We start from the raw sequence: 24,988 nt of genomic DNA, 5'->3' as shown, positions 1-24,988 counted from the left end.
ATGAGTTTGAGAACCGTTCTTGATAAAATGGAGCCGCATTTCCACAAAGGCGGCAAATATGAAAACTGGTACGCTCTTTATGAAGCGGTCGATACCATTTTCTACACCCCGGGTCATGTGACCAAGAGTCCTGCGCACGTTCGTGACGGCGTAGACTTGAAGCGCATCATGATCCTGGTATGGCTGTGTACTTTCCCGGCGATCTTCTTCGGTATGTACAACGTTGGCCTTCAGGCTAACACAGCTATGGCTGAACTGGGCCTGACCGAATCTACCGGCTGGCGTGGTGCTCTGGCAGCAGGCCTGACGGGCTTCAGTCCTGACAGTGTCTGGGACAACATCATCCATGGTGCTGTCTACTGGCTGCCGATCTATATCACAACCTTCGTCGTGGGCGGCTTCTGGGAAGTTCTGTTCGCCATGAAGCGTGGCCATGAAGTCAACGAAGGCTTCTTTGTGACCTCTGTGCTGTTTTCCCTGATTCTGCCGCCGACTATTCCGCTGTGGCAGGTTGCACTGGGTATCAGCTTTGGTGTGGTAATCGGTAAGGAAGTATTCGGTGGTACCGGTAAAAACTTCCTGAACCCGGCGCTGACCGGTCGTGCTTTCCTGTTCTTCGCCTACCCGGCGCAGATGTCAGGTGATGCGATCTGGACAGCGGTTGATGGTTTCTCCGGTGCAACTCCGCTGGGCCTGGCAGCCATGGGCGGTGTTGAAGCGGTTCTGAATGCCAACATCACCTGGTTCGATGCTTTCGTAGGTACTATCCAGGGCTCCGTAGGTGAAACCTCTACGCTTGCGATCCTGATTGGTGGTGCTGTCATCCTCTTTGCCCGAATTGCAGCCTGGCGCATTGTTGCCGGTGTTTTCCTGGGCATGGTGGCGATGTCAACGCTGTTCAATATGATCGGTTCCGATACCAATCCGATGTTTAACATGCCGTTCTGGTGGCACCTGGTTCTGGGTGGCTTTGCTTTCGGTATGATCTTCATGGCGACCGACCCTGTGTCTGCGTCCATGACAAACACCGGTAAATGGTTCTTCGGTGCGCTGATCGGCATCATGGTTGTCCTGATCCGTGTCGCCAACCCGGCATTCCCGGAAGGTATGATGCTGGCGATCCTGTTTGCCAACCTGTTTGCACCGCTGATCGACAACTTTGTTGTCCAGGCGAACATCAAGCGGAGGATGAAGCGTAATGTCGTCTAATAACGATACTATGGGCAAAACCCTGCTGGTGACCGTGCTGCTGTGTGTTGTTTGCTCAGTAGTGGTTTCTGCAGCAGCGGTAATCCTGAAGCCAAAGCAGGTTGCCAACAAGGAACTGGACCGTAAGAGCAATATTCTTGCGGCGGCAGGTATTTCCGACCCCAACAAGAGCGTGGATGAGCTGTTTACTCAGATCACCACCAAGTATGTTGATCTGGATACCGGCAAATACGTTGATGTACCGGCTGGCTACGATGACGCTAAAGCGGCTAAAGATCCGCAGCAGAATGTGCGTCTGAGCCGTGAAGAAGACAAGGCAGGCATCAAGTCTATCGCTCAGATCAAGCCGGTTTACCTGGTTCAGAGCGACAATGGCGATGTTGAGAAAGTGGTCCTGCCGGTACACGGTAAGGGTCTCTGGTCTACGATGTACGGATTCCTGGCGCTGGAAGGCGACCTGAATACCGTTGTGGGTCTGGGCTTCTTCTCACACGGTGAAACCCCGGGTCTGGGTGGTGAAGTAGATAACCCGTCCTGGAAAGCCATCTGGCCTGGCAAGAAAGTGTACGGTGAAGACAAAACGGATCCTAAGATCACTCTGATCAAGGGTGCTGTTGACGCCTCTACGCCAAATGCCGAGTACAAGATCGACGGACTGTCCGGTGCCACGCTGACCAGTAACGGTGTGACCAACCTGGTTCAGTTCTGGATGGGCGAGAACGGTTATGCACCGTTCCTGAACAACCTGCGTGCAGGGGGGGCTTAATCCATGTCTAAGACTAAAGACGTTCTGGTAACGCCAATTTTCAAGAACAACCCGATCGCTTTGCAGATCCTGGGTGTTTGTTCTGCCCTGGCGGTTACCTCCAACATGGCGACCGCGATGGTGATGACGCTGGCAGTAATTGCCGTAACAGCGTTCTCCAACTTCTTCGTGTCGCTGATTCGTAACCACATTCCGGGCAACATCCGAATCATCGTTCAGATGACGATTATTGCCTCGCTGGTAATCGTGGTTGACCAGATTCTCAAGGCATTTGCCTACGAGATCTCCAAGCAGCTGTCGGTATTCGTTGGTTTGATCATTACCAACTGTATCGTAATGGGCCGTGCGGAAGCCTTCGCCATGAAGAACCCTCCGCTGCCGAGCTTCATGGACGGTATCGGTAATGGTCTGGGTTACGGTGCGGTACTGCTGTTCGTTGGTTTCTTCCGCGAGCTGTTTGGTGCCGGTTCTCTGTTTGGTATCGAGATCCTGCCGCTGGTTAACAATGGTGGCTGGTACCAGGGCAACGGCCTGATGCTGCTGCCGCCGAGCGCATTCTTCCTGATCGGTATCTTCATTTGGATCATCCGTACCTGGAAGCCGGAGCAGGTTGAGAAGCCTGACTTCGAAATGGCTCCGAACACCAAGAAGGAGGCTGCGTAAGTCATGGAACAAATGATCAGCCTTGCTGTTAAGGCGATTTTCGTTGAAAACATGGCGCTGGCCTTCTTCCTGGGGATGTGTACCTTCCTGGCGATCTCGAAGAAGGTCCAGACTGCAATTGGTTTGGGTATTGCCGTTATCGTGGTGCTGGTCATCACGGTCCCGGTCAACAACCTGATCTTCAACTATCTGCTGCGTGAAGGTGCGCTGGCCTGGGCCGGTTATCCTGAAGTGGACCTGAGCTTCCTGGGTTATATCTCCTACATCGGCGTAATTGCCGCGATCGTACAGATCCTGGAGATGTTCCTGGACAAGTTTGTGCCGTCTCTTTACAACGCGCTGGGTGTGTTCCTGCCGCTGATCACCGTGAACTGCGCCATCATGGGTGCTGCTCTGTTCATGGTAGAGCGCGACTACACCTTCGGTGAAAGTGTTGTATACGGCGCAGGTGCTGGTATCGGTTGGGCGCTGGCAATTGCCGCCCTGGCAGGTATCCGTGAGAAGCTCAAGTACAGTGACGTTCCGCACGGCCTGCGTGGCCTGGGGATCACCTTTATCACTGTGGGTCTGATGTCTCTTGGCTTCATGTCATTCTCCGGCGTACAGCTGTAACCGGATGACAGGTAAGCGTGAAGGATAGGATGAACCGATGAATATAGAAGTCATTATCCTCGGTGTGGTGATGTTTACGGCTGTGGTGCTTGCACTCGTTGCCGTAATCCTCGCTGCCCGAGCCAAGATGGTCAGCTCAGGCAATGTGACCATCGAGATCAACGATGATCCGGAAAAATCGATCACTGTTCCGGCCGGTGGCAAGCTGCTGCAGACTCTGGCCGACAAGGGTATCTTCCTGGCGTCCGCATGTGGCGGCGGTGGTACCTGTGCACAGTGTAAATGTCAGGTAACCGAGGGCGGTGGCTCCATGCTGCCGACCGAGGAATCTCACTTCACTCTGCGTGAAGGCAAGGAAGGCTGGCGTTTGTCCTGCCAGGTTGCCGTCAAGCAGGACATGAAAGTTCACGTTGAAGACGATGTCTTCGGTGTGAAGAAGTGGGAATGTACTGTTGAGTCCAACCCGAACGTGGCGACCTTCATCAAGGAACTGACCCTGCGTCTGCCTGAAGGTGAAAACGTTGACTTCCGTGCCGGTGGTTATGTCCAGCTTGAAGCGCCACCCCACGTGGTTAACTACAAGGATTTCGACATCCAGCCCGAGTTCCGTGGTGACTGGGACAAGTTCGACATGTGGCAGTTTGTGTCCAAGGTCGACGAAACCGTTATCCGTGCGTACTCCATGGCGAACTACCCGGAAGAGCGTGGTGTTGTTAAATTCAACATTCGTATCGCGTCTCCGCCTCCGGGCAGCCAGGGTATTCCGCCGGGTCAGATGTCTTCCTATGTGTTCAACCTGAAGCCGGGTGACAAGATCACTGTTTACGGGCCCTTCGGTGAGTTCTTCGCCAAGGAAACCGATAACGAAATGGTCTTCATCGGTGGTGGTGCCGGTATGGCGCCCATGCGTTCACACATCTTTGACCAGCTGAAGCGTCTGAACTCCAAGCGCAAGATCTCCTTCTGGTACGGTGCTCGCTCTGTGCGTGAAGCCTTCTACGTTGAAGAATTCGACAAGCTGGCGGAAGAGAACGAGAACTTCACCTGGCATCTGGCGTTGTCTGATCCGCAGCCGGAAGACAACTGGACCGGATACACCGGCTTCATCCATAACGTGCTGTATGAGCACTACCTGCGTGATCATGATGCGCCGGAAGACTGCGAATACTACATGTGTGGTCCTCCCATGATGAACGCATCTGTAATCAAGATGCTGGAAGACATGGGTGTTGAGCCTGAAAATATCCTGCTGGATGACTTCGGTGGCTGATATTGATGGCTAATCAGATACGTCTGACTAAATGGCTGGCAGCTCTGCTGCTGGCCGTTTTTGTTTTTGGACTTCAGGGTTGTGATACAGGCCCCAAAGAACAGGTTGTAGGTTTCCAGGGCATGACCATGGGGACCACGTTCAGCATGAAGTGGGTGGCGAGCTCGGAAGACGAGTTGGCTGCTGTTCGTACTGACGCCGGCAAGTTGCTGAGCCAGGTTAATCAGCAGATGTCGACTTACATCGATGACTCTGAACTCTCACTGCTGAATCAGATGCCGCATGGCCAGGTTCGCAGTGTAAGTCCCGAGTTGATGCAGGTATTGGCCGAAGGGCAGCGCATCAGTGTGCTCACCGGCGGTGCCTTTGATTACACGGTAGGTCCTCTGGTCAATCTGTGGGGGTTTGGTCCTGATGGCCGGATCACCCATGCGCCTGAGCAAGCCGAAATCGACAGTCTCAAGAGCCGTATCGGTTATGGTTTTGTCGAGCTTGACCCCCAGGCACAAACAGTTGGCAAGCAGGGTGAGCAGTATGTAGACCTGTCTGCCATTGCCAAAGGCTATGGCGTTGATGAGCTGGCACGCCTGCTCGAAGCGCGTGGTATTGAGCGCTATCTGGTCGAGATAGGTGGAGAGCTGCGTGCGCGTGGTAGCAAGCCCAATGGCGAGTCCTGGAAGCTGGCAATTGAAACGCCGACCCAGGGGGAGCGCAGTGTGCAGGAAATCATTTCGCTGACCACGGGTGGGGTTGCTACATCGGGGGATTACAGGAACTACTTCGAGGAAGATGGTGTCCGATTCTCCCATACCATTGACCCACGCACAGCGCGTCCTATTACGCATCGTCTGGCGTCGGTCACGGTGATTCGCCCAACCTGTATGGAGGCTGATGCATTAGCAACTGCCCTCATGGTGATGGGCGAGGAAGAGGGGTACAATTTTGCCCTTGAACATGAAATTGATGCCTTTTTTATCAGTAAGACTGATGAGGGCTTTGCGACCCGCTTTACACCGGGTTTCGCCAACTACATGAATTAACAGGAGGGAATTATGGCTACCATGATCCTGACCTTTGCGGCTTTGCTGCTAATTGTTGTTGCCATGTCCGTAGGTGTTCTCCTTGGGCAGAAACCGATCAAGGGCTCCTGCGGTGGCATGAGCGCGCTGGGTATGGATACCGTATGTGATATCTGCGGTGGTAATCCGAGCAAATGCGATGAAGAAAATCAGCGCGTGGCAGGCAGCGACGACGCTGATCTTGCCTATGAGGTTAAATCTAAAGGTTAATAGGTTGTTGTAATTGGCACCGTTAAGCTGGACGCTGACTGCTTAAGGTAGAAGCGTTCGCTAGTGGACGATCAACTAAGGGGAAAGTAATGGCTGTATATGACTATGATGTCGTAGTAATCGGTTCTGGTCCTGCGGGTGAGGGGGCTGCCATCAACGCAGCCAAGCAGGGGCGTCGAGTCGCTATCGTTGAAGAGCAGGATACGGTAGGCGGCAACTGCACTCACAAAGGGACTATCCCGTCCAAGGCACTGCGTCACTCAGTCAAACAGATCATCGAATTCAACACTAACCCGATGTTCCGTGATATCGGTGAGCCGCGCTGGTTCTCCTTCCCCAAGGTACTGAAGCGTGCGGAAAAGGTTATTTCCAACCAGGTTATGCTGCGTACCAACTTTTATGCGCGTAACCGTGTAGACGTATTCTTCGGCCGTGCCCAGTTTTCACAGCAGGGTGAGGTTGTTGTTGAAGGCGACAAGACCGGCCGTGAAGTACTGCGTTCCAAGAATTTTGTTATCGCAACCGGTTCCAGCCCCTGGTGTCCGCCTGATATCGACTTCGATCATCCCCGTATCTACAACTCCGATACAGTACTCAAGCTGAGCCACACCCCGCGTACACTGGTTATTTACGGTGCAGGTGTTATCGGCTGTGAGTATGCTTCCATCTTCAGTGGCCTGGGTGTGAAAGTGGATCTGATCGATACCCGTGATCGCCTGCTGTCTTTCCTGGATGATGAGATCTCTGATGCCCTGAGCTATCACCTGCGTAATAACGCCGTGAAGATCCGCCATAACGAAGATTATGAATCGGTTATTGGTGATGACCATGGCGTGACCATGACGATGAAGTCAGGCAAAAAGCTGCGTGCGGATGCTTTCCTCTGGTGTAATGGCCGTTCAGGCAATACCAAAGGGCTGGGGCTGGATAAAATCGGTCTGGAAGCCAATAGCCGTGGCCAGTTGCAGGTGGATGAGCACTACCGCACCGAAGCTGAAGGTGTATATGCAGTAGGTGATGTGATTGGCTGGCCGAGCCTGGCCTCTGCAGCGCTTGACCAGGGTCGCTCTGCATCTGCCGACATGCTGTCTGAAGATGACTTCCGTTATATCAATGATGTCCCGACCGGTATCTACACCATCCCGGAAATCAGCTCCATTGGTAAAACAGAAGAAGAGTTGACCGCTGAGTGTGTTCCCTATGAGGCAGGGCAGGCCTTTTTCAAGGATACTGCACGTGCCCAGATCTCGGGTGAGCCGGTCGGTATGCTGAAGATCCTGTTCCACCGCGAAACCTTACAGATTCTCGGTATTCACTGCTTCGGTGACCAGGCTTCAGAGATCATCCATATTGGCCAGGCAATCATGAGTCAGGAAGGTGAGGCGAATACGCTTAAGTACTTCGTCAATACCACCTTCAACTACCCGACCATGGCAGAAGCCTACCGCGTAGCGGCCATCTCGGGCCTGAATCGTATCTCCAACCTCTAAGATTCAGGAAAGCGCCTACTTAAAAGCCGGACTCAGTCCACTGCTGTCCCATAGTTTTTGATCATAAAGGGATCCTCATTTGAGGGTCCCTTTTTTCTGGCTTTAATGGAGGAGGATTAAGCAGCGCCCAAAGGGGCATGCGTTCGAACAAGCTCACCTGAAGTGTTCGCATTATGCGTTGTACGCTCCAGCCTTGCCGGGCGCTGTGGCGAGCAAACGAGAGCAGTAGATAGCAGATCATGGCGATCCAGATCTGCGTCAGCACAGCATTCTTACTGTTACCTAAAAACGCCTTTATCTTCAGGTTTTGCTTGAGCGCTTTGAAGAAGAGTTCCACCTGCCAACGATCCTTATAGATCGCCGCAATCGTCATCGCGGCCAGCTTGAAGTTGTTGGTGATAAAGCGGAAGTGTTTACCGCTTTCCGGGCAGTTATACCCCACCAATCGAAGCGTGGGTGCGCCCTGTTTTTGCGCGTGCTGACTGCTCAGCTCAATCACTTGATCGTACTCAACCGACGTCTTGGCACGTACTGGATTCGATTTCTGCACCTGATAAACAGCTTTGGGTCTCAGTCGCGTGACAAAGCTAACCTTTTGTTTTGTCAGCTCTCCATACCAGCGGTAATCAACATAGCCCTTATCAAAAGCCACGATACTGCCTGCCGGGAAGGTGAACTGGCGCCCCTGAATCAAATCGCCTTCCCGTCCATCACTGAGCGCAACGAACTCGGGAATTAAGCTGGCGTTGTTCAGGCCGGTATGCAGCTTTACACCGGCTTTTGACTGATGGATTTTTGCCCAGGGGAAAATATTCAATGACAGATCGATGGTGCTGGCATCGAGTGAATAAAGTGGATTTTTGAAGCGAAATTTATGCGCATTTGAACGCACAGAACAGCGTTGCAAGAGCTTATAAAAAACGGCCTCATAGAGCTCGGCAGGCTGCTGCTCATTGAGGCGGGCGAGGGTTGAGCGAGCAATCGGCTTGGCTCCGAGGTGGTAGAGTTTATGCCGCTGACTGGCGAGGCTAGACTCGATGTCGCGAAGACTTTGTCGGCCAGAAATCTGGGACATCGCAATGCCAATGAACTGATCCCAGCGTGAAGCTGAACGGAGCTTTTGCCCCACATGATGCTCACGGGCCGTTCGCTCAAAATCATGTCTGGACAAAGGCTGGAGCAACTGATGAAACGCGGTGTTATGATGAGACAAAGCCTGAATCCTTTGTGAGTAGAGTGTTTGGTCGCACTCTCATTTTACTCACTTGGATTCAGGCTTTCTCATTTGCTGCCATTTATGGGACAGCAGTGGGACTCAGTCCGGCTTTTTTGTGCGTGTCTTTGGCGGCAGGTAAACGTCATCTTCAAGGTGTTTGCCTTTTACCTGAAGTCGCTTTTCAATCCAGCGGTTGTAGAGCTTCCACAGGAAAAAGCCCGGCAGCATCATCAGCATAATTCCCAGCATCAGGCCAGCGCCTGCGTGGGATTCCGGCACCAGTTCGCTGGCCCAGTCCAGTATTCCCAGCTCCCGTCCGGCAAAAAACCAGGCGATCAGACCTATGAAGCCAACACCTGTAGCCAGCAGATATAGGCGGGGGTAGGGGGTATCAAGCGGCTTCTGGCTCATGAAAGGCTATCCTGTGCGTGCTGACGTTTCTTTGCCTGGGCTTCCAGAATCAGGCGGGCCAGCTGGGTGCGGCAGCTCTCGGGCATGCGCAGAAATTCGACCCCGATTTCATATTCATTCCCGGCTTCAATCGCTGAGCAGCGCATGACGCGGGCATAAAGAAGTAACCCGAGGCGAGACTCAGTGAAAACCAGTTTGAGTGCCAGTGCCTGTCCCGCTTCCAGTGGTGCAGTGCGGGTAAAATTGAGACCACCTTCACTCAGGTTGATGTACTGAGGCTCGCCCTGTTCAAGGCTGAAGGTATCGGTAGAGAGTGTATTGGCTATCAGGTCGATCTTGCGATTCAGCACACGAAAGCAGGCTTCGGCTGCTGGAGACTGTTCTCCGAGGCGATGCAGGCAGTGATTGGATTCAGCTTCCAGGTCACGAAGCTGTGCCTGCAAAAGGAAGAAGGGTGAGACCTCAAACTGATCGGGCCGACCTGACTGTTGAATCTCGGCATCGCTGATGCACTGGTGTTCAATAATCACCGGGTGGTCGATTCGGTAGAACTGACGCCTTTCGGTCACGCTGAGTCTCCTCGTCTCCATTTGGAATCACTGCTGTCAGTATACGCAACAAACACGCAATTCTGTTAGAGCTGTGGTGCTAACTATGGTTTAATCCTGCCCCATGTTCAGACCACTATCATTATTTGTCGGGCTCAGGTACACCGCTGCCAAGCGTGGCAATCATTTCATATCCTTTATTTCGCTGGTTTCGATCCTGGGCTTGATGCTGGGTGTCGCGGCTCTCATTCTCGTGCTCTCGGTTATGAACGGTTTCGACCGTGAATTACGTCAGCGCATACTGGGCATGGTGCCGCATGCCACCTTGAACGCCTACGGCGATCAGGGGCTGGAGAACTGGCAGAGCCTGCAGGCTTCGGTTGAGACGGCACCGGGTGTTGAGGGGGCTGCTCCCTATATCCAGGCACAAGGCATGCTGACCAGCCGTGGTCGTGTCCAGGGTGTACTGGTCAACGGTATTGATCCCGCACTTGAGGCGCAGGTATCTATCATTCAGCGTCATATGCAGGAAGGTGACCTTAGCCAGCTTGATGGTGGTGAATATCGCATCGTACTGGGTGAGCTGTTGGCGCGTTTCCTTGGTGTAACGGTCGGCGATAAGGTCACCCTGGTGCTCCCTGAGGCTTCGATCAGTGTTGCCGGTGTGGTTCCCAGGCTCAAGCGCTTTCAGGTCAGTGGCATCTTTTCAGTGGGTGCCGAGCTGGATTCCAACCTTGCCTACATTCATATCGCGGATGCAGCCCGCATCAAGCGTATGAGCACGGGTCGTGTAGATGGCTTGCGTTTGAAATTTGATGACTTGTTCCAGGCCCCCAGACTGGCGCGTGAAGTCGCTTCTGCGCAATCCGAGCCGCTTTATGTCAGTGATTGGACGCGTACCCATGGCAACCTGTTTCAGGCCATCCAGATGGAGAAGCGGATGATCGCCTTGTTGCTGCTGCTGATTGTTTTTGTGGCGGCCTTCAATATTGTCTCGACGCTGGTCATGGTGGTGACAGACAAGCAGGCGGATATCGCCATCCTGAGAACCATGGGCGCAACGCCGGCCACCATCCTGCGGGTGTTTATGGTTCAGGGTATTCTGATCGGTCTGATCGGAACGGCGCTGGGTGTGTTGCTGGGTGTGACTCTGGCGCTGACAGTTACGGACCTGGTTGCCTGGATTGAGCAGGTGCTGGGTATAGAGTTCCTGTCAGCCGATGTGTATTTCATCAGCTATTTGCCTTCCGAGCTGCTCTGGTCCGATGTGGGCATGATTACCCTGGCTGCATTCTCCATTAGTTTCCTGGCCACGCTTTATCCCGCATGGAGGGCGTCGCGTACTCAACCGGCAGAGGCATTGCGTTATGAGTGAACCAGTATTGCTGGCTGAAGCGATCCGCAAGGGGTTTCAGGAGGGTGGCAAGTCTTTTGAGATCCTCAAGGGCGTCGATTTCCATGTCCAGCCTGGCGAACGTGTTGCCATTCTGGGCAGTTCCGGCAGTGGCAAAAGTACCTTGCTGAATATACTTGGCGGGTTGGATAAGCCCGATAGCGGCGAGGTCAGTGTTACCGGGGAATCGCTCTATTCAATCAGTGAGCGTAAGCGATCAAGTCTTCGCAATCAGGCGCTGGGCTTTGTCTACCAGTTCCATCATCTTCTGCATGAGTTTTCAGCCCTCGAGAACGTTGCCATGCCCCAGCTGCTGGCCAAGGTAGGTACTGAAGCGGCCCGAAAGCGTGCTGAAGCATTGCTTGTACAGGTTGGTCTGGAGCATCGCTTAAGCCACAAACCTTCCCAGTTGAGCGGTGGCGAGCGCCAACGCGTCGCCATCGCCCGTGCATTGGTGAATGATCCCGCCTGTGTGCTTATGGATGAGCCGACAGGTAATCTGGATCGTCATACGGCGGCTGATGTGCAGTCCTATCTGGACCGGCTGAATGCGGAGTTGGGGACTGCGTTTATCATGGTGACCCATGACCTGGGTCTGGCGCAGAAAATGGACCGAACACTGGAGCTTGTGGACGGTGAACTCAAGGCCGTTTAGCGGCCGTTATGGTGATTGCGCTGATGACGCTGTTCGATGCGCTTTCGCCAGCTCCGATTGACATGCCAGATCCAGAATCGGCTGATGGCGACATACCCCAGAAGGCCGAACACAACGGCGCAGATAGCACTACCGGTTAACAGTGGCCACCAGATGGATGAAATCTCTGCCTGAATGGTCTGCAATGACCATGCATGTGACTGACCCAGGCTGCTTTCTTCACCCAATACCCACAAGCCAAGTCGATAACAAACATAGAAGATCGGTGGCATGGTCAGTGGGTTGGTGATCCAGACCAGGCCGACTGAGATCGGCAGGTTGCTGGAAACCCATACGGCTAATACGGCGGCAACGACCATTTGCCCGGGGATGGGCATAAAGGCGCACATAATGCCGACCAGAAATGCACGCGCAACGGATTTGCGCGTCAGATGCCATAAGTTAGGGTCGTGAAGATGTCGACCTAACCAGCTGAGGTGTCGATGGCTGCGCAATGTGCGCTCGTCGGGCATGTATTTACGGATCAGCTTGCGCGGCATGGAAACATCGTGACGTCAGCTATCAGTGGGTGGCGACATTATGCCGCCTGAAAGTCGTTAATCCAACACTAAGGATCAAGGATGATCACTTATTTGGCTGGAATAATGCTTCCGGCTATCCTGCCGTCCCTGCAATATGCGCTGCTGCTGGCCTTAATACTGGCCTTGGGCTGTCTTTGGCGCCGCTGGCGCAACTCTCTTTTGACTCTGGTGTTGGGCGTGTGTATTGCCAGCAGTTATGGTGCCTGGCAGTTGCATCACCGACTCGACCAGCCCCGAATTGATGTGACTCTTTCAGGGGAGGTTGTAGGTCTGCCGGTTTCACGCAATGGTCGCCTTCAGTTTGTGCTTGGTATTTCTCAGGTTTTAACCGACTCACAGGCCGCAATCCGGTTACGTAAGGTCAAGCTTAGTGATTATGAATCAGACGTTGAGCTGAGGACGGGTGATCAGGTCGTTGTGCGTGCGCGGCTGAAACCGCCACGAGGATTATATAACCCTGAGGCTTATGATCTGGAGCGTCACTATTTGGCCAGCGGGCTGGATGCCCGCGGATATGTGCGTGAATGGGTTGAGTTGAAGCCTTCGGCGCCGGGCCCCTGGCAGTGGCGGCAGATGTTGAGAGATCACCTTACGGAACACTATGATCGAACCGCCGCGGGGACGTTGACGGCATTGGTGCTGGGCGAGCGCGTTGCATTCACTGATCGAGAAAGGGAGGTGCTCAGGATCACGGGTACGGCACATCTCATGGTTGTCAGTGGTCTGCATGTGGCTGTGGTCGCCGGTTTTGCGTGGTTTTTGGGGCGGCTCGCGGCTGCTGTTTGTGCCGGAGTGACGGGTAACCGGGCCTGTATCCGTGTCTTGCCCCTGGTGTTTGTGGTTGCGCTGGTGACGGTCTATGCATGGTTGGCCGGCTGGGGATTGCCGGTGCAGCGAGCCTGGCTGATGATGCTGGTGTTTGTATTAGGAAGCTGGCGCTTATTGCAACTGACAGCATGGCAACGTTGGCGTTGGGCACTGGTTGTGGTCGTCAGTATCCAGCCGTTGGCTGTTTTGGAGGCAGGCACCTGGCTGTCGTTTACGGCAGTGGCGTTGATTATTCTGGCCAGTCAGTCGGGTGCATCAGTTAAGCGCTGGACTGACATGCCGGCAGCCTGGGCCAAAATTCAACTGTCGTTGTTTTTGGGCATGCTCCCCATCACGGTGCTGTATTTTCAGCAGTTCAACCCGTTGGGGATTCTAGTTAACCTGATTGCCGTGCCGCTGTTGACGATGGTGGTGTGGGTACTGCCCCTGGTATTGCCGCTGGCCGTATCCCTGCCTGCTCTTCGAGGTCATGTTGAGGCTTTTATTGCACAGTATTGGCAAGGGCTAGAGTGGGCAGCGGATGCGGCAGGGCTTTACATGACCACAATTAAACCCGATGCCGGGCGCGTGCTTCTTTCATTGTTGATAGGGTGCTGTGCACTCCTGCCGTTAGGGTGGCTGTATCGGCTGCTTGTCTGTGTCGCCTTTCTGCCGTTGTTGTGGGTTAAACAGACTCCGCTGGAGAATGGGCGTTTTGAAGCGCTGGTGTTCGATGTTGGTCAGGGGCAGGCCGTGTTAGTGAAAACAGCTGCTGGCAACGTGCTTTACGATACCGGGCCTGGCTATCGCTCTGGTGGTGCTGCGTTTGATTACGCGATCGCGCCCTATCTGAGGGCAGAAGGGATAAATCAGCTGCATACACTGATATTAAGCCATGATGATATGGACCACAGCGGCGGCTATGAAGCGCTGCTGCGAGAAGTGCAGGTTGATCGGTTGTTGGCCGGTGAGCCTGAGCAGCGTAAGGGCAGTATTGCCTGTGTAGATCAGCGCTGGGTAATGGGTGGTACCGAGTTCAGGGTATTACCTGCGTATTCAGGCTCGACAGAGGCGCTGGCATCCAACGAGCGCTCCTGCGTACTTAGTGTGCGTAATGAGAAATGCAGTCTGCTGCTGACGGGGGATCTGGGCCACAGTGGCGAGTATCGTTTGTTGTCAGCCGGTCGTGTACAGCCACACACCTGGTTGATTGCGGGTCATCATGGCAGTCGCGATTCCACCAGTACTGAGCTGCTTGAACAGGTACAGCCAAGGCGGGTGCTGATAAGTGCCGGTTTTGCCAACCATTTCGGGCATCCGCACCCCGAGGTTCTGCAGCGTCTTGGAGCGCACAATATACCCTGGATAGAGACCGGCAATGCGGGAGCAATTACTCTGTCTGCTAATGCGGACGGCTGTTTATTGAGCCAGCACAGGCAAACAAAAAAGCGTTATTGGACAGCTGGTTAACCCGCTACTCCTGGTTTGGGGGCTGTGCTACAGTTAGCGCGATCTACAGGAGGTGACGACAGGTGTTTGAAGTACTTTTTGCCGGTGGCTGGTTGATGCTGCCAATTGTAGCTTGCTCCATTCTGGCCCTGGCGATCTGCGCCAACCGCTTGATGGTATTGCGTCCTCAGCTGGTTACGCCCAGAGGCCTGCTGGCAGAAGTTTGGGAACTGACGCGCAGCGGCACCATGACTGCAGAGCGTTTGAAAGTTATTCGCAGCTCCAGTCCTTTGGGGCGCATCATCGTGGCAGGACTGAATAACTCGCGACATGGCCGTGACATCATGAAGGAGAGTATTCAGGAAGAAGCCTCCCATGTTATTCATGACCTCGAGCGCTTCCTCAATCCACTGGGAACTGTGGCTGCAGTTACGCCTCTATTGGGCCTTCTGGGTACCGTGATTGGCATGATCAAGGTGTTTCTGGAGATCATGGCGCAGGGGACCGGAAATGCCGCTATTCTGGCTGGCGGGATTTCAGAGGCGCTGATCACAACTGCCGCGGGCCTGTCGGTTGCGATTCCCGCTTTGGTGATGCATCGCTATTTCCAGCGCCGTATCGATACGCTTGTTCTGACCATGGAGCAGGAGTCGGTCAAACTGGTTGAAGCGATTCATGGCGATCGTGAGGTCGACATCCACTGATGTCGGAGGCATAACGTGAAATTCCAACGCCAAAGACGTGAAGAAATTAACATCAATTTGACGCCACTTATTGATGTGGTTTTTCTGTTGCTGATCTTCTTCATGATAACGACCACCTTTACCCGTGAATCTCATCTGAGCATCAGCTTGCCGGAAGCGTCGAGTGCTGAGTCTCCTGTTGAAGAGCCGAAAAGTATTGAAGTGTTAATCGGCGCAGATGGCCAGTACTCGATTAATGACGCACCCCTGGTAAACAACGAGTCCCTGACGCTGAGGCGAGGTATCCTCAAAGTGGCCGGTGATGCCCGTGATATGCCCTTTGTTATAACGGCTGATGCACAAGCACAGCATCAGGCCGTTGTGCGTGTGATGGATGTGGCAGGGGATCTGGGCTTTTCCGCACTGAGTATTACGACGCAGCAGGCTGCCAGGGAGTGAGTGTTCTGGCCGATGCCTGGTACCGTAACGCGGCCTGGCTCAAACTCCTGCGTCCCTTGTCTGCGCTTTTCAAGTTGCTGGTAACCCGGCGCTGTCGTCGTCAGCGCCAATATCAAATTGATCCGAGCCCGCTGCCAGTGCCGGTTATCGTAGTGGGTAACATCACTGTCGGTGGAACCGGTAAAACCCCGCTTGTTATTGCGTTAATCGAACACCTGAGGCAGGCGGGCTATACACCTGGTGTAGTCAGTCGTGGCTACGGTACCCAGGCGCCTTATTATCCTTTCTCCGTACAAGCGGATACTGTTCCCGAGCACGGAGGTGATGAGCCTTGTCTGATTGTGCGGCGCACCGGCGCACCTCTGTTTATCGACCCCAATCGTATGGCGGCAGCCAATGCATTACTGGAACAGCACGACTGTGATGTGCTGATCAGTGATGATGGCTTGCAGCACTACGCCATGCCGCGCGATATCGAGATTGCCGTGATTGATGCTGCCCGAGGCCTGGGTAATGCGCGATGCCTGCCTGAGGGGCCGTTGCGTGAGCCGCCCGAGCGCCTTGAGGAGGTGGATTGGGTTGTGTTTAACGGCCAGGTCCCGACACAACTGCTGTCATTGCCGCCACTGGCGAATGTCCCTGTTGCCATGCAGCTGCAGCCCGGCGAACTCTGGTCACTGCAGGGTAAGGGGGCAGTGGCGCCGGCAAACTGGTCAGGCGGGCGTAAGGTACATGCAGTGGCCGGCATCGGCCACCCACAACGTTTTTTTGATACCCTTAATACTCTGGGGTTTGACGTAATAGAGCACCCCTTCGCGGACCATGCACACTATGAGCCAGAGCAGCTCACATTTGAGCCCGAGTTACCGGTGATAATGACAGAGAAGGATGCTGTAAAATGTATGGAACAACCTCCAGCTCAGGCATGGGCGCTGCCGGTAGAAGCCTGTCTGGAGCCTGATTTCCTGTCCGCATTACTGAAGCAACTGGCCGCTCGCTCGGCCCAACTGATGGATAAGCACAATGGATCCCAAGCTACTTGATATTCTGGTCTGCCCTGTTTCCAAAGCCCCTCTGGAATGGAACCGGGAAACCAATGAGTTGATCTGCCGCGCCAGTGGCCTAGCCTATCCGATTCGGGATGATATTCCCGTGATGCTGGAATCCGAAGCCCGTCAGCTCACGGCCGATGAAAAGCTCAAGGAGCATAAGCCGTCATGAGTTTCAGCGTCATTATCCCGGCCCGTTATGCTTCAAGCCGCTTTCCGGGCAAGCCCCTGGCCGATCTCAATGGCAAGCCCATGTTGCAGCATGTCTACGAGCGTGCCTGTGAAAGTGAGGCTGTGCGGGTTGTTGTTGCCACGGATGATCAGCGAATTGCCGATGTGGCCAGGGGGTTCGGTGCGGAAGTATGCATGACCTCCTCAGATCATCCCTCCGGCACAGATCGTCTGCAGGAAGTGGTGCAGACATTGGGGTATTACAGTGACGATATAGTGGTGAATGTTCAGGGCGACGAGCCCATGGTGCCGCCACGCATCATTAATCAGGTCGCACATAACCTGATGGCGATGCCGGAAGCGGGTATCGCGACCCTGTCCGAGCCGATTGAGACCGTCGAGTCCTTGATGAACCCCAACGTCGTCAAGGTGGTAACCGACACTCGCGGCATGGCCATGTATTTCAGTCGTGCCCCCATGCCCTGGCCGCGTGATGCGTTCATGCAGGGTGTGACCGATGAAATACCTGAGGGCTTTGACTGGCAGCGTCATATCGGCCTCTATGCCTACCGGGTGAAGATGTTGAATGACTTTGTGCGTTGGTCGCCGGCGCCGCTGGAGTTGACCGAGTGCCTGGAACAGCTTCGCGCGCTCTGGAATGGTGTTGGTATCCACGTTGCGGTCGCTGATCAGATACCGCCCGCGGGCGTTGATACGCCGGAAGATCTGGCACGTATTGCCGCGATCATGGCGCAGGGGCAGGGCGAGTAATATGAGCGAGCCGGTCCGGATTTTATTCGTTTGCCTGGGCAATATCTGCCGCTCACCTACGGCGCATGGCGTGTTTGAAAACAGGATAGAGCAGCTGGGTCTGGCGGAAAGGTTTCAGATCGATTCTGCCGGCACTGCCGCCTACCATGTGGGTAAGGCGCCTGATCCGCGCACCCAGGCTGCAGCACGTCGCAGAGGCTATTCGCTGGAGCACTTGAGGGCGAGAGCGGTAGATGATGAAGACTTCTCCCGCTTTGATTTTATTCTGGCAATGGATGATGCCAATCTCAGGGATCTGCGCGTTCGCTGTCCCCGGGGGTATAAAGGGCATCTGGGGCTGTTTCTTGATTTTGCCGAGGGGCAGCGGACACGTGAAGTGCCGGATCCCTATTACACCTCCGGCGAGGCCGGATTTGATGAGGTGCTGGACCTGGTCGAAGCGGCCAGTGAAGGATTGTTGAGGCATGTGCAGCGGGAGCAGGGCATTTGACCTCGCTACCTTTCCAGTTCGATATCAGTCTTGCACAGTGTAATACGCTCGGTTTGCCGGCGCGCGCTGGGCGTTTTCTGGACGTAACCTCTATTGAGCAACTGTCTGAGCTTGAATCCTGGCTCAAGCAAGAAGCTGCTCCTTTGCTGGTGCTGGGTGGTGGCAGTAATCTTGTATTGGCTGACGACTTGCCCGGTGTGGTGGCGCATATTGCCATCAGGGGGTGGGAGTTGATGGCTGAGCAGGATGCTGAGGTTGTGTTAAAGGTTGGGGCTGGTGAGAACTGGCACCAGACAGTCGCCAGGACCCTTGAGTCTGGCTACTTTGGTCTTGAAAACCTGGCGTTGATCCCGGGCACCGTGGGTGCCGCTCCTATTCAGAATATTGGCGCCTATGGTGTCGAGTTGAAAGACCGTTTGCGTGCGGTAGAGGTGTTTGATCGTCAGGATCAGTCGATTCGGCAACTGAGTAACGCCGAGTGCCGCTTTGGTTATCGTGACAGTATTTTCAAATCGGGCGAGCCGGGGCGTTACATCATCACGGCAGTCGAGTTGGTGCTTAATAAAACACCTGACTTGCAGCTGGATTACGGTGGTTTGCGAGAAGCGCTATCTGGAATTGATGCGCCAGGTCCGCTGGATGTGTTTGATGCTGTGTGCCGAGTACGGCGTAGCAAGTTGCCCGACCCTGCGGAGCTGGGTAATGCCGGTAGCTTCTTCAAGAACCCTCTGGTGCACTCGGCGGTTTATGAGCGAATCCGCGCTGACTATCCTGATCTGGTGGCATTTCCTGAAGCTGATGGCCGTTGGAAGCTGGCAGCAGGCTGGCTAATCGATCGCTGTGGCTTGAAAGGCGCGCGAGACGGCTCTGTAGGCACCTATCCCCGACAGGCGCTTGTACTTGTGAACTGGGGTGGTGCACGTCGTGCTGACGTTGAACGCTTCTCCAGCTCTATCAGAGAGGCTGTGCTGGACCGTTTTGGCGTTGAGCTGGAGCCTGAGCCGCGTTTTTATCCCTGACTACAGTTTGCCTTGATGTTGAAATAAAGGTTCCGGACTAAAGCTGCTAAAGCAAAGGTGCTTAAACAAAAAAACCGCATACCCGTGAGGGATGCGGTTTTTTTATGAGCATCTGTTCAGGTCCGTTGCCGGGCCCGACAGAATGCATCAGCCATTACTTATGAAGCATCTGAGTCAGCCTGGGTCTGACGACGACGCACTTCACGAGGATCGTTAGGTGCACGGCGGCTGCGACGACGAGGCTTGGGCTCTGTCTCAGCAGCAGTTTCAGGCTCAGCGGTGGCTGTTTCTGCTGGTTGGGTTTCAGCGGCAGTGGCTGATACTTCCTCAGTAGAGGAATCGGCAGCTGTGGCTGTTTTGCTCTCAGAGGTATCAACGGCTGCTTTAGCAGGCGTGTTCTCAGAGGCATCAGCAGATGCTGCTTCAGCTTTCTGTTCAGCGCTTGCGGCTTCCGGGGCTACAGCAGTCTGCTCAGGCTGCTTTTCAGCTTCGGTGGCCTTATCACTGGCCTCAATGGTTTCAGTTGCAGTGGCAGCTTCTGTGCTTTCAGCATCAGCCTGCTTGCCTGGCTCTTCTGCCCGGGTTTCAGGCTGGGCTTCAGCTTCAGGCTTGTTGGAGTCGTCACTTTCGCTTGCCGGTGCCTCTTCGTCCTTGGTTGTTGCGTCTTTATCATCCTTCTTGGCTGTATCGGCAGACTTGTTGCGAGATGGACGACGGCTGCGACGACGTTTGGGCTTGCTCGGTGCTTCGGCTGTTTCCTCACTGTTCTGCTCGGCTGAGCCTGCATCCTTATCGGATGCCTCTGAGTCTACGTTCTCTGAGTTTGTAACATCAGAGTTGGCTGCTTCTGCAGCGCTTTCAGAGGCCTTGGCTGATGCGGGCAGAGTGTCTTCAGCTGGCGTGTCAGTGGTTTCTGTAGCCGGTGCTTCAGCGGTTGCTTCAGTGGCTGTAGCGTCGGTGCCGGTTTGTGCAGTATCGCTCTGGCCGGCTTCGGCTGTAGCGGGCGCGGCTTTGGTTTCCTCGCTTACAGTCACTTCGCCAGCAGTAGCTTCGACAGAATCGGCAGTTGCACCAAGCGTTTCATTGGTGATTTTGCTTTCTGCCAGCAGGGCCTGGATTTCAGTCTCGGCGGCTTCATCGCGCATGGCATCCGGAAGAGGTGTGCGTTTTGCTGTGCGCTCTTCAGAGTTGCGACGGCGACGGCCACGTCCGCGTCCGCGGCTTTCATTCTGTTGATCCTGCTCGGCATTTTGTTTGTTGCCGGTTTCGGCGTCAGCAGGTTTTTCACTGCGGTTCTGCTCGGTCTGGGACTGTGTCTTGTCGCTGGCTTCGTCACGGTTGCGACGACGGCGACGACGACGGCCGGAGCCTTCTTTTTTCTCAGGTTGCTCGGTTTCACCGATGGCAGGCAGGTTCTGTTCGCGCTCAACGGTGATGATTTCATCCTTGTCACGACGCTCAGGCTGCTTGCGGCGGCGGTCACCGGTGTCGCGGCGACGGGAGCGTCGGTCACCACGGTTGCTGCGCTTATCGTTGCGATCACCCTTGTCGCGCGGCTTATCATCAGAAGACGAGGCCGGTTTTTTGTCCTGCTGTTTCGGCTGCTCTTTTTCCGGCTGGCTGGTTTCACCACCCCCGAAAAGGCCGCGCAGAGCAGACAGGATGCGTTCACCGAAGGAAGGTGTAGCGGCAACCGGTGCCTTGGCTTCGACCGGAGTCTCCTTGGCAGGAGCCGGTTCTGCTTCAATCTCGGTTGACTTGGGTGCACGTGTCGGCGGTACAACGGCTTTAACGGCAGCCTGTTCGCGCTTGGGTGCTGCAGGCTTGGATGCTTCGACCTGTTCCGGTTCCTGCTCAGGCTGGAGGGTGTAGCTCACATCCTGAGTAGTGGTGACGGTGTGGTCGTCACGCAGGCGAACCACCTCATAGTGAGGGGTTTCCATGTTGGGGTTGGGAACAATAACGGCACGGACCTGGTGGCGCAGTTCAATGTTATGAACTTCGTGACGCTTCTCATTGAGCAGGTAGGTGGCAACCGTAACAGGCAGAATCGCGCGGATCTGAGCGGTGCGGTCCTTGGAGGACTCCTCTTCGATCAGGCGCAGGATAGACAGTGCCAGGGATTCGGTATCACGGATGCTGCCCTGGCCGTTACAGCGCGGACATACGCTGCCACGGGATTCAGCCAGTGACGGGCGCAGGCGCTGGCGTGACATTTCCAGCAGGCCGAAGCGGGAAATGCGACCCATCTGGACGCGGGCACGGTCCAGCTTGAGGGCATCACGCAGGCGGTTTTCGACTTCGCGCTGGTTCTTGATAGGCGTCATGTCGATGAAATCGATCACGATCAGGCCGCCGATATCACGCAGGCGCAGTTGGCGCGCGATCTCGTCTGCCGCTTCAAGGTTTGTCTGCAGAGCGGTTTCTTCGATGTCGCCGCCGCGGGTTGCGCGTGCGGAGTTGATATCGATGGATACCAGTGCTTCGGTCGGATCAATCACAATTGAACCGCCAGACGGCAGTTTTACTTCGCGCTCGAAAGCGGTTTCGATCTGGCTTTCGATCTGGAAACGGTTGAACAGCGGAGTCTGCTCTTTGTACAGCTTGATGCGGTTCTCATAGCTGGGCATGACCTGCTGCACAAACATCTGTGCCTGATCGTAAACGCTGGGGTTGTCGATCAGTACTTCGCCAATATCGGCGCGCAAGTAGTCACGGATGGCACGGATTACCACGTTGCTTTCCTGGTACACCAGGAAGGGAGCAGGGCGCTCGTTTACGGCCTTGATGGCATCCCATAGCGTGATCAGGTAATCCAGGTCCCACTGCAGTTCTTCAGAGCTGCGACCAATGCCGGCTGTGCGGACAATGGCACCCATGCCGTCCGGGATGTTCACGCCGGACAGGGCTTCTTTAAGCTGGGTGCGGTCATCACCTTCAATGCGGCGTGAGATACCACCGGCACGCGGGTTGTTGGGCATCAGGACGAGATAGCGACCGGCCAGACTGATAAAGGTGGTCAGTGCAGCACCCTTGTTGCCACGCTCTTCTTTATCAACCTGAACAATAACTTCGGTGCCTTCCTTGACAACTTCCTTGATGTTCGGGCGCTGGCCGCGTTCGGGCTGCTTGCAGAAATACTCGCGGGAGATCTCTTTAAGCGGCAGAAAGCCGTGGCGTTCGGCACCAAAGTCAACAAAAGCGGCTTCGAGGCTGGGTTCGACGCGGGTGATGCGTCCTTTATAGATATTGGCTTTTTTCTGTTCGCGGCTATCGGATTCGATATCCAGATCAAACAGACGCTGGCCATCGACCAGCGCTACGCGCAACTCTTCAGGTTGAGTTGCGTTGATCAGCATTCTTTTCATGTTGTGTGCGTTCTCATAAACGCAACGCTTCTCGCCCTGGTCGCCAGGGAGGGAATCAATGTCCAGTCTTTGGATGGGTGGTTAATCGGTACACCACCGGCTACCTGGCAATCGGCCCAGTAGCTCTAAATCGTCAGTGAAGGAAACGCAGACCTATGTCGTTATTGTCTATGGCTGTTGCTGCTGCAGTTTGAACGCGAGCAGGTTCCGGGTCAGCGTGCGTCTTCACCTCCAACTGAACCTTCTGTCTAACGAAGGTCGTGAAAGCGTTACGTGAAAAATTGGTTTCACGGTATTTAATCTATGCCGCAATTCGGGCCTTGCGCGGCCTCAAGTCCGGGTAACTGGAGGGGCCGTCTGCAGGAATTGAAATTTACTAAAGCCAACCGCCTGCGGCATCGGTAGAATATAACAGCTAACCCAGAAGGCATCAATTAAGAGTCATTTTCTCTGTATGACGCAAAAAACGCAGCAAAAAGCGCAACAGGTCCGTTTTGTAGAAGTTGATCCGGACCAGGAAGGACAAAGGATCGACAACTTCCTGCGCACCCAGCTTAAAGGCGCTCCGAAAAGTCTTATTTACCGCATCCTTCGCAAGGGTGAGATCCGTGTCAACAAAAAACGGGTGAAACCCGATACCCGTATCAATGCAGGTGATCTGGTTCGTATTCCCCCCGTTCGTATTCCTGAGCGTGGTGAGTCTGCGCCAGTGAGTGCAAGCCTGGCTGAACATCTGGAACAGGCTATTGTGTATGAGTCCGATAGCCTTGTGGTGATTAACAAGCCTTCCGGTCTTGCCGTGCATGGCGGTAGTGGCGTCAGTCTTGGCATGATCGAAGCCTTGCGCCAGATTCGGCCCAAGAGCCGTTTCCTGGAGCTGGTGCACCGGTTGGACCGCGATACGTCCGGCTGCATTATGGTGGCCAAGAAGCGCAGTATGCTCCGCTATCTTCATGATGCGCTGCGACAGCGTAAGGTCAACAAGATCTATCACGCCCTTGTTGTTGGGCGTTGGGAAAAACGCAAGCAGGCCATCGATGCGCCCTTGCTTCGGTATGAGCTTAAATCCGGTGAACGCATGGTCAAGGTGAACCCGGATGGCAAGCCGTCGGTTACCCGTTTTCAGGTATTGCGTCGTTTTCAGGATGCTGCCACGCTGATTGAAGCGCGGCCGTTAACCGGACGTACACATCAGATACGCGTACATACACAGTATGCAGGTCATCCCATCGTGGGTGATGTGAAATATACGCCGGATGCTGATAATGAACATTTTCGCCAGTTGGGCATCAAGCGCTTGATGCTGCATGCGGCCCGGCTTGAAGTCGAGCTGCCGGATGGCGAGCAGCTTAGCGTTTCTGCTCCAATGGACGCAGAGACAGAAAAGCGGTTGTCAGCTTTGGCTGATCGTTTTGCCGGTGAGGAGTAAATGCCATGGATAACCCACAGAAAGCGCAGTTCTTCGCAGCCGCTGATGCGATGTTGGCGGCGGGGCGTAACCCTGAACCGGAGTTCCTGCTCGATCAATGTCGCCTGAACGATATTGCTGAAGCAGAAGAGCTGCTGTCGGAATGGCGCAAAGGGTTGGGTAATCGATTAGGCACCCCGCGCTCTCCCATTGCGGGAGAAGTGCCTGAGTCGGTTCAGGCGATGATGGCGCGTTTGTGGCAAGCCGCTGTTGATGAAGCAACAGATCGTGCCAATCTGATCCAGCAGATCCGCGTGCAGCCGGAGGAAGCCCAGGCTAAAGCCTGTGATGATGCCCTGCGTGAGTCCCGTGGCGAAATTAGCGAGCTCGAGAAGCGTTATGGCGAACTCGAACGTCGCTTTGAAGCGCTACAGGATCGTGCCAGTGCGCGCGAAAAAGAGATTGAATCCCTGAAACAGGATTTGTCTCAGGAACGCAATGAGCATCAGCGTACTGCCCAGATGCATGCCAATGTCTGTCAGGAGTTGGCGCAACTGCAAAAAACACATCAGGATGCGCAGAAAGTATTTGAGCAGCGCCTCAAGGATGAAAAGCGCTACAGCCTGGAGGCGATTGCCAAGGCTGAAGTGGATACGCGTCATTACCGTAATGCCCTGGATAAGCTGCGGGATGAAAGCGGGCGCGCGGAAGCAGACCTGTCGCGTCAGCTGTCGGGTGTAGAGAGCCAATTGGGCAAGCGTGATGCCAAAATCGATACGCTTACCACTCAATTAAAACTGACCAGTGATGAGCTGGGCCGGTTGAAGTCCGAAGACGTTCAGCAGAATAAAGAGCAGGCACAATTGAGCTCTCAGCTGCTGGCCGAGCGTAACAAGGTCAAACGACTTGAAAAACAGGTGCTGGAAGGTGAGCAGGCGCGTGACAAGGTCGCTGCCCGGCTTGAAGCGCTCACGGCCGAATCGTCCAAGCGCGAGCAGCAACTGCGTAGCCAGTTGCAAAGCTCTGAAGACCAGCTGCAAAAAAGCCAATCCAGCCTGGCAACCATGGAAAAACGTATTGCTGCGCTGGAGGAAGAAAATCGTCGTCTGAAGAATCGAGCCTGAGCCAGGTGATTGACTTCATTGAGGAAAAGGGTTGGTTGCTTGTTTATTCTATAATGTTATATTGAAGCTTGATTTATAAAACCTCGG

General features: G+C 54.6%; 25 protein-coding genes. 20 read left to right on the top strand and 5 right to left on the bottom strand.

Going from position 1 to position 24,988, the window contains the following annotated elements; all coding sequences use genetic code 11:
- The 8 genes from BW956_RS09280 (at position 1) to sthA (ending at position 7,299) form a co-directional block, all read left to right on the top strand.
- Complete coding sequence (locus BW956_RS09280; RefSeq protein ID WP_076462509.1) at positions 1–1,209, top strand: NADH:ubiquinone reductase (Na(+)-transporting) subunit B; 1,209 nt, start codon at positions 1–3, stop codon at positions 1,207–1,209.
- Complete coding sequence (locus BW956_RS09275) at positions 1,199–1,975, top strand: Na(+)-translocating NADH-quinone reductase subunit C (protein WP_076462508.1); 777 nt, start codon at positions 1,199–1,201, stop codon at positions 1,973–1,975. The genes BW956_RS09280 and BW956_RS09275 overlap by 11 nt, the downstream gene beginning before the upstream one ends.
- 3 nt (positions 1,976–1,978) lie before the next feature.
- The gene (locus BW956_RS09270) at positions 1,979–2,638 is read left to right on the top strand and encodes an NADH:ubiquinone reductase (Na(+)-transporting) subunit D (RefSeq protein ID WP_010325460.1); all 660 of its coding nucleotides are present in this window, start codon (positions 1,979–1,981) and stop codon (positions 2,636–2,638) included.
- A 3-nt stretch (positions 2,639–2,641) separates the two neighbouring features.
- A complete protein-coding gene (nqrE, locus tag BW956_RS09265) occupies positions 2,642–3,250 on the top strand; it encodes an NADH:ubiquinone reductase (Na(+)-transporting) subunit E (RefSeq protein ID WP_010325459.1) in 609 nt (202 codons plus the stop codon).
- Between the two features lie 37 nt (positions 3,251–3,287).
- The gene (nqrF, locus tag BW956_RS09260) at positions 3,288–4,520 is read left to right on the top strand and encodes an NADH:ubiquinone reductase (Na(+)-transporting) subunit F (protein WP_076462507.1); all 1,233 of its coding nucleotides are present in this window, start codon (positions 3,288–3,290) and stop codon (positions 4,518–4,520) included.
- Positions 4,521–4,525: 5 nt separating this feature from the next.
- The gene (locus BW956_RS09255) at positions 4,526–5,560 is read left to right on the top strand and encodes an FAD:protein FMN transferase (protein ID WP_076462506.1); all 1,035 of its coding nucleotides are present in this window, start codon (positions 4,526–4,528) and stop codon (positions 5,558–5,560) included.
- Positions 5,561–5,572: 12 nt separating this feature from the next.
- The gene (gene nqrM / locus BW956_RS09250) at positions 5,573–5,809 is read left to right on the top strand and encodes a (Na+)-NQR maturation NqrM (protein WP_076462505.1); all 237 of its coding nucleotides are present in this window, start codon (positions 5,573–5,575) and stop codon (positions 5,807–5,809) included.
- Between the two features lie 89 nt (positions 5,810–5,898).
- A complete protein-coding gene (sthA, locus tag BW956_RS09245; protein WP_076462504.1) occupies positions 5,899–7,299 on the top strand; it encodes a Si-specific NAD(P)(+) transhydrogenase in 1,401 nt (466 codons plus the stop codon).
- A gap of 61 nt (positions 7,300–7,360) precedes the next feature.
- Here the strand turns inward: sthA and BW956_RS09240 are convergent, their stop codons facing one another.
- The 3 genes from BW956_RS09240 to BW956_RS09230 all read right to left on the bottom strand — a co-directional run bounded on the left by BW956_RS09240 (position 7,361) and on the right by BW956_RS09230 (position 9,495).
- Positions 7,361–8,512: an IS4 family transposase gene (locus tag BW956_RS09240; protein ID WP_076462503.1), complete on the bottom strand. Its 1,152-nt coding sequence runs from the start codon at positions 8,510–8,512 to the stop codon at positions 7,361–7,363.
- A gap of 102 nt (positions 8,513–8,614) precedes the next feature.
- Positions 8,615–8,926, bottom strand: a complete 312-nt coding sequence (locus BW956_RS09235; protein ID WP_076462502.1) for a hypothetical protein — start codon at positions 8,924–8,926, stop codon at positions 8,615–8,617.
- On the bottom strand, positions 8,923–9,495 hold the full coding sequence (locus BW956_RS09230) for a PilZ domain-containing protein (protein ID WP_076462501.1): 573 nt from the start codon (positions 9,493–9,495) through the stop codon (positions 8,923–8,925). The genes BW956_RS09235 and BW956_RS09230 overlap by 4 nt, the downstream gene beginning before the upstream one ends.
- 103 nt (positions 9,496–9,598) lie before the next feature.
- On the opposite strand from BW956_RS09230, the gene BW956_RS09225 reads away from it, so the two are divergent.
- Together BW956_RS09225 and lolD are read left to right on the top strand one after the other, a co-directional pair.
- Positions 9,599–10,849, top strand: a complete 1,251-nt coding sequence (locus BW956_RS09225) for a lipoprotein-releasing ABC transporter permease subunit (RefSeq protein ID WP_010321918.1) — start codon at positions 9,599–9,601, stop codon at positions 10,847–10,849.
- Positions 10,842–11,522 (top strand): lipoprotein-releasing ABC transporter ATP-binding protein LolD, encoded by a 681-nt coding sequence (gene lolD / locus BW956_RS09220; protein WP_010321919.1) that lies wholly within the window; start codon positions 10,842–10,844, stop codon positions 11,520–11,522. Before BW956_RS09225 ends, lolD begins: the two co-directional genes overlap by 8 nt.
- On the opposite strand, the gene BW956_RS09215 is transcribed toward lolD, so the two are convergent.
- Positions 11,519–12,061 carry a DUF2062 domain-containing protein gene (locus BW956_RS09215; protein ID WP_010321920.1) on the bottom strand — a complete coding sequence of 181 codons (543 nt, stop codon included), beginning with the start codon at positions 12,059–12,061 and terminating at the stop codon, positions 11,519–11,521. The two genes, lolD and BW956_RS09215, sit on opposite strands and share 4 nt — an antisense overlap.
- A gap of 81 nt (positions 12,062–12,142) precedes the next feature.
- Between BW956_RS09215 and BW956_RS09210 the strand changes: the two genes are divergently transcribed.
- From BW956_RS09210 to murB, 8 genes are all read left to right on the top strand, one after another.
- Complete coding sequence (locus tag BW956_RS09210; protein WP_076462500.1) at positions 12,143–14,380, top strand: DNA internalization-related competence protein ComEC/Rec2; 2,238 nt, start codon at positions 12,143–12,145, stop codon at positions 14,378–14,380.
- Between the two features lie 62 nt (positions 14,381–14,442).
- Positions 14,443–15,063, top strand: a complete 621-nt coding sequence (locus BW956_RS09205) for a MotA/TolQ/ExbB proton channel family protein (protein ID WP_076462499.1) — start codon at positions 14,443–14,445, stop codon at positions 15,061–15,063.
- 15 nt (positions 15,064–15,078) lie between these two features.
- Positions 15,079–15,501, top strand: coding sequence for an ExbD/TolR family protein (locus BW956_RS09200; RefSeq protein WP_076462498.1), 423 nt, complete (start codon positions 15,079–15,081; stop codon positions 15,499–15,501).
- A complete protein-coding gene (gene lpxK, locus BW956_RS09195; protein ID WP_076462497.1) occupies positions 15,498–16,544 on the top strand; it encodes a tetraacyldisaccharide 4'-kinase in 1,047 nt (348 codons plus the stop codon). The genes BW956_RS09200 and lpxK overlap by 4 nt, the downstream gene beginning before the upstream one ends.
- A complete protein-coding gene (locus BW956_RS09190) occupies positions 16,525–16,722 on the top strand; it encodes a Trm112 family protein (RefSeq protein ID WP_010321925.1) in 198 nt (65 codons plus the stop codon). The genes lpxK and BW956_RS09190 overlap by 20 nt, the downstream gene beginning before the upstream one ends.
- On the top strand, positions 16,719–17,492 hold the full coding sequence (kdsB, locus tag BW956_RS09185; RefSeq protein ID WP_076462496.1) for a 3-deoxy-manno-octulosonate cytidylyltransferase: 774 nt from the start codon (positions 16,719–16,721) through the stop codon (positions 17,490–17,492). The genes BW956_RS09190 and kdsB overlap by 4 nt, the downstream gene beginning before the upstream one ends.
- 1 nt (position 17,493) lies before the next feature.
- The gene (locus BW956_RS09180) at positions 17,494–17,982 is read left to right on the top strand and encodes a low molecular weight protein-tyrosine-phosphatase (protein ID WP_076462495.1); all 489 of its coding nucleotides are present in this window, start codon (positions 17,494–17,496) and stop codon (positions 17,980–17,982) included.
- Positions 17,979–19,001, top strand: a complete 1,023-nt coding sequence (murB, locus tag BW956_RS09175; protein ID WP_076462494.1) for a UDP-N-acetylmuramate dehydrogenase — start codon at positions 17,979–17,981, stop codon at positions 18,999–19,001. Before BW956_RS09180 ends, murB begins: the two co-directional genes overlap by 4 nt.
- A gap of 158 nt (positions 19,002–19,159) precedes the next feature.
- Here the strand turns inward: murB and rne are convergent, their stop codons facing one another.
- Entirely contained in the window at positions 19,160–22,369 is a 3,210-nt protein-coding gene (rne, locus tag BW956_RS09170) for a ribonuclease E (RefSeq protein WP_076462493.1), read from the bottom strand.
- 454 nt (positions 22,370–22,823) lie between these two features.
- Here rne and rluC point away from each other — a divergent pair, with 454 nt between their 5' ends.
- Positions 22,824–23,798, top strand: coding sequence for a 23S rRNA pseudouridine(955/2504/2580) synthase RluC (gene rluC / locus BW956_RS09165; protein ID WP_010323952.1), 975 nt, complete (start codon positions 22,824–22,826; stop codon positions 23,796–23,798).
- 5 nt (positions 23,799–23,803) lie between these two features.
- The gene (locus BW956_RS09160) at positions 23,804–24,901 is read left to right on the top strand and encodes a coiled-coil domain-containing protein (protein ID WP_076462492.1); all 1,098 of its coding nucleotides are present in this window, start codon (positions 23,804–23,806) and stop codon (positions 24,899–24,901) included.
- The last annotated feature ends 87 nt before the right edge of the window (positions 24,902–24,988 follow it).

This window comes from Marinobacterium stanieri (genome assembly GCF_900155945.1).
In the GTDB taxonomy this organism is placed as follows: Bacteria; Pseudomonadota; Gammaproteobacteria; order Pseudomonadales; family Balneatricaceae; genus Marinobacterium; species Marinobacterium stanieri.
Note: the sequence above shows the minus strand (reverse complement) of the source record. Positions and strands in the feature narration are given on the sequence as shown.

What these genes read in the sequence shown, in the direction of transcription:
- BW956_RS09180 (WP_076462495.1), top strand. Translation starts at nt 17,494, where the DNA reads ATGAGCGAGCCGGTCCGGATTTTATTCGTTTGCCTGGGCAATATCTGC.
- BW956_RS09210 (WP_076462500.1), top strand. Translation starts at nt 12,143, where the DNA reads ATGATCACTTATTTGGCTGGAATAATGCTTCCGGCTATCCTGCCGTCC.
- BW956_RS09255 (WP_076462506.1), top strand. Translation starts at nt 4,526, where the DNA reads ATGGCTAATCAGATACGTCTGACTAAATGGCTGGCAGCTCTGCTGCTG.
- BW956_RS09270 (WP_010325460.1), top strand. Translation starts at nt 1,979, where the DNA reads ATGTCTAAGACTAAAGACGTTCTGGTAACGCCAATTTTCAAGAACAAC.
- BW956_RS09215 (WP_010321920.1), bottom strand. Translation starts at nt 12,061, where the DNA reads ATGCCGCGCAAGCTGATCCGTAAATACATGCCCGACGAGCGCACATTG.
- BW956_RS09190 (WP_010321925.1), top strand. Translation starts at nt 16,525, where the DNA reads ATGGATCCCAAGCTACTTGATATTCTGGTCTGCCCTGTTTCCAAAGCC.
- rne (WP_076462493.1), bottom strand. Translation starts at nt 22,369, where the DNA reads ATGAAAAGAATGCTGATCAACGCAACTCAACCTGAAGAGTTGCGCGTA.
- kdsB (WP_076462496.1), top strand. Translation starts at nt 16,719, where the DNA reads ATGAGTTTCAGCGTCATTATCCCGGCCCGTTATGCTTCAAGCCGCTTT.
- rluC (WP_010323952.1), top strand. Translation starts at nt 22,824, where the DNA reads ATGACGCAAAAAACGCAGCAAAAAGCGCAACAGGTCCGTTTTGTAGAA.
- BW956_RS09235 (WP_076462502.1), bottom strand. Translation starts at nt 8,926, where the DNA reads ATGAGCCAGAAGCCGCTTGATACCCCCTACCCCCGCCTATATCTGCTG.
- nqrM (WP_076462505.1), top strand. Translation starts at nt 5,573, where the DNA reads ATGGCTACCATGATCCTGACCTTTGCGGCTTTGCTGCTAATTGTTGTT.
- BW956_RS09225 (WP_010321918.1), top strand. Translation starts at nt 9,599, where the DNA reads ATGTTCAGACCACTATCATTATTTGTCGGGCTCAGGTACACCGCTGCC.
- lolD (WP_010321919.1), top strand. Translation starts at nt 10,842, where the DNA reads ATGAGTGAACCAGTATTGCTGGCTGAAGCGATCCGCAAGGGGTTTCAG.
- BW956_RS09280 (WP_076462509.1), top strand. Translation starts at nt 1, where the DNA reads ATGAGTTTGAGAACCGTTCTTGATAAAATGGAGCCGCATTTCCACAAA.
- BW956_RS09275 (WP_076462508.1), top strand. Translation starts at nt 1,199, where the DNA reads ATGTCGTCTAATAACGATACTATGGGCAAAACCCTGCTGGTGACCGTG.
- nqrF (WP_076462507.1), top strand. Translation starts at nt 3,288, where the DNA reads ATGAATATAGAAGTCATTATCCTCGGTGTGGTGATGTTTACGGCTGTG.
- BW956_RS09160 (WP_076462492.1), top strand. Translation starts at nt 23,804, where the DNA reads ATGGATAACCCACAGAAAGCGCAGTTCTTCGCAGCCGCTGATGCGATG.
- nqrE (WP_010325459.1), top strand. Translation starts at nt 2,642, where the DNA reads ATGGAACAAATGATCAGCCTTGCTGTTAAGGCGATTTTCGTTGAAAAC.
- sthA (WP_076462504.1), top strand. Translation starts at nt 5,899, where the DNA reads ATGGCTGTATATGACTATGATGTCGTAGTAATCGGTTCTGGTCCTGCG.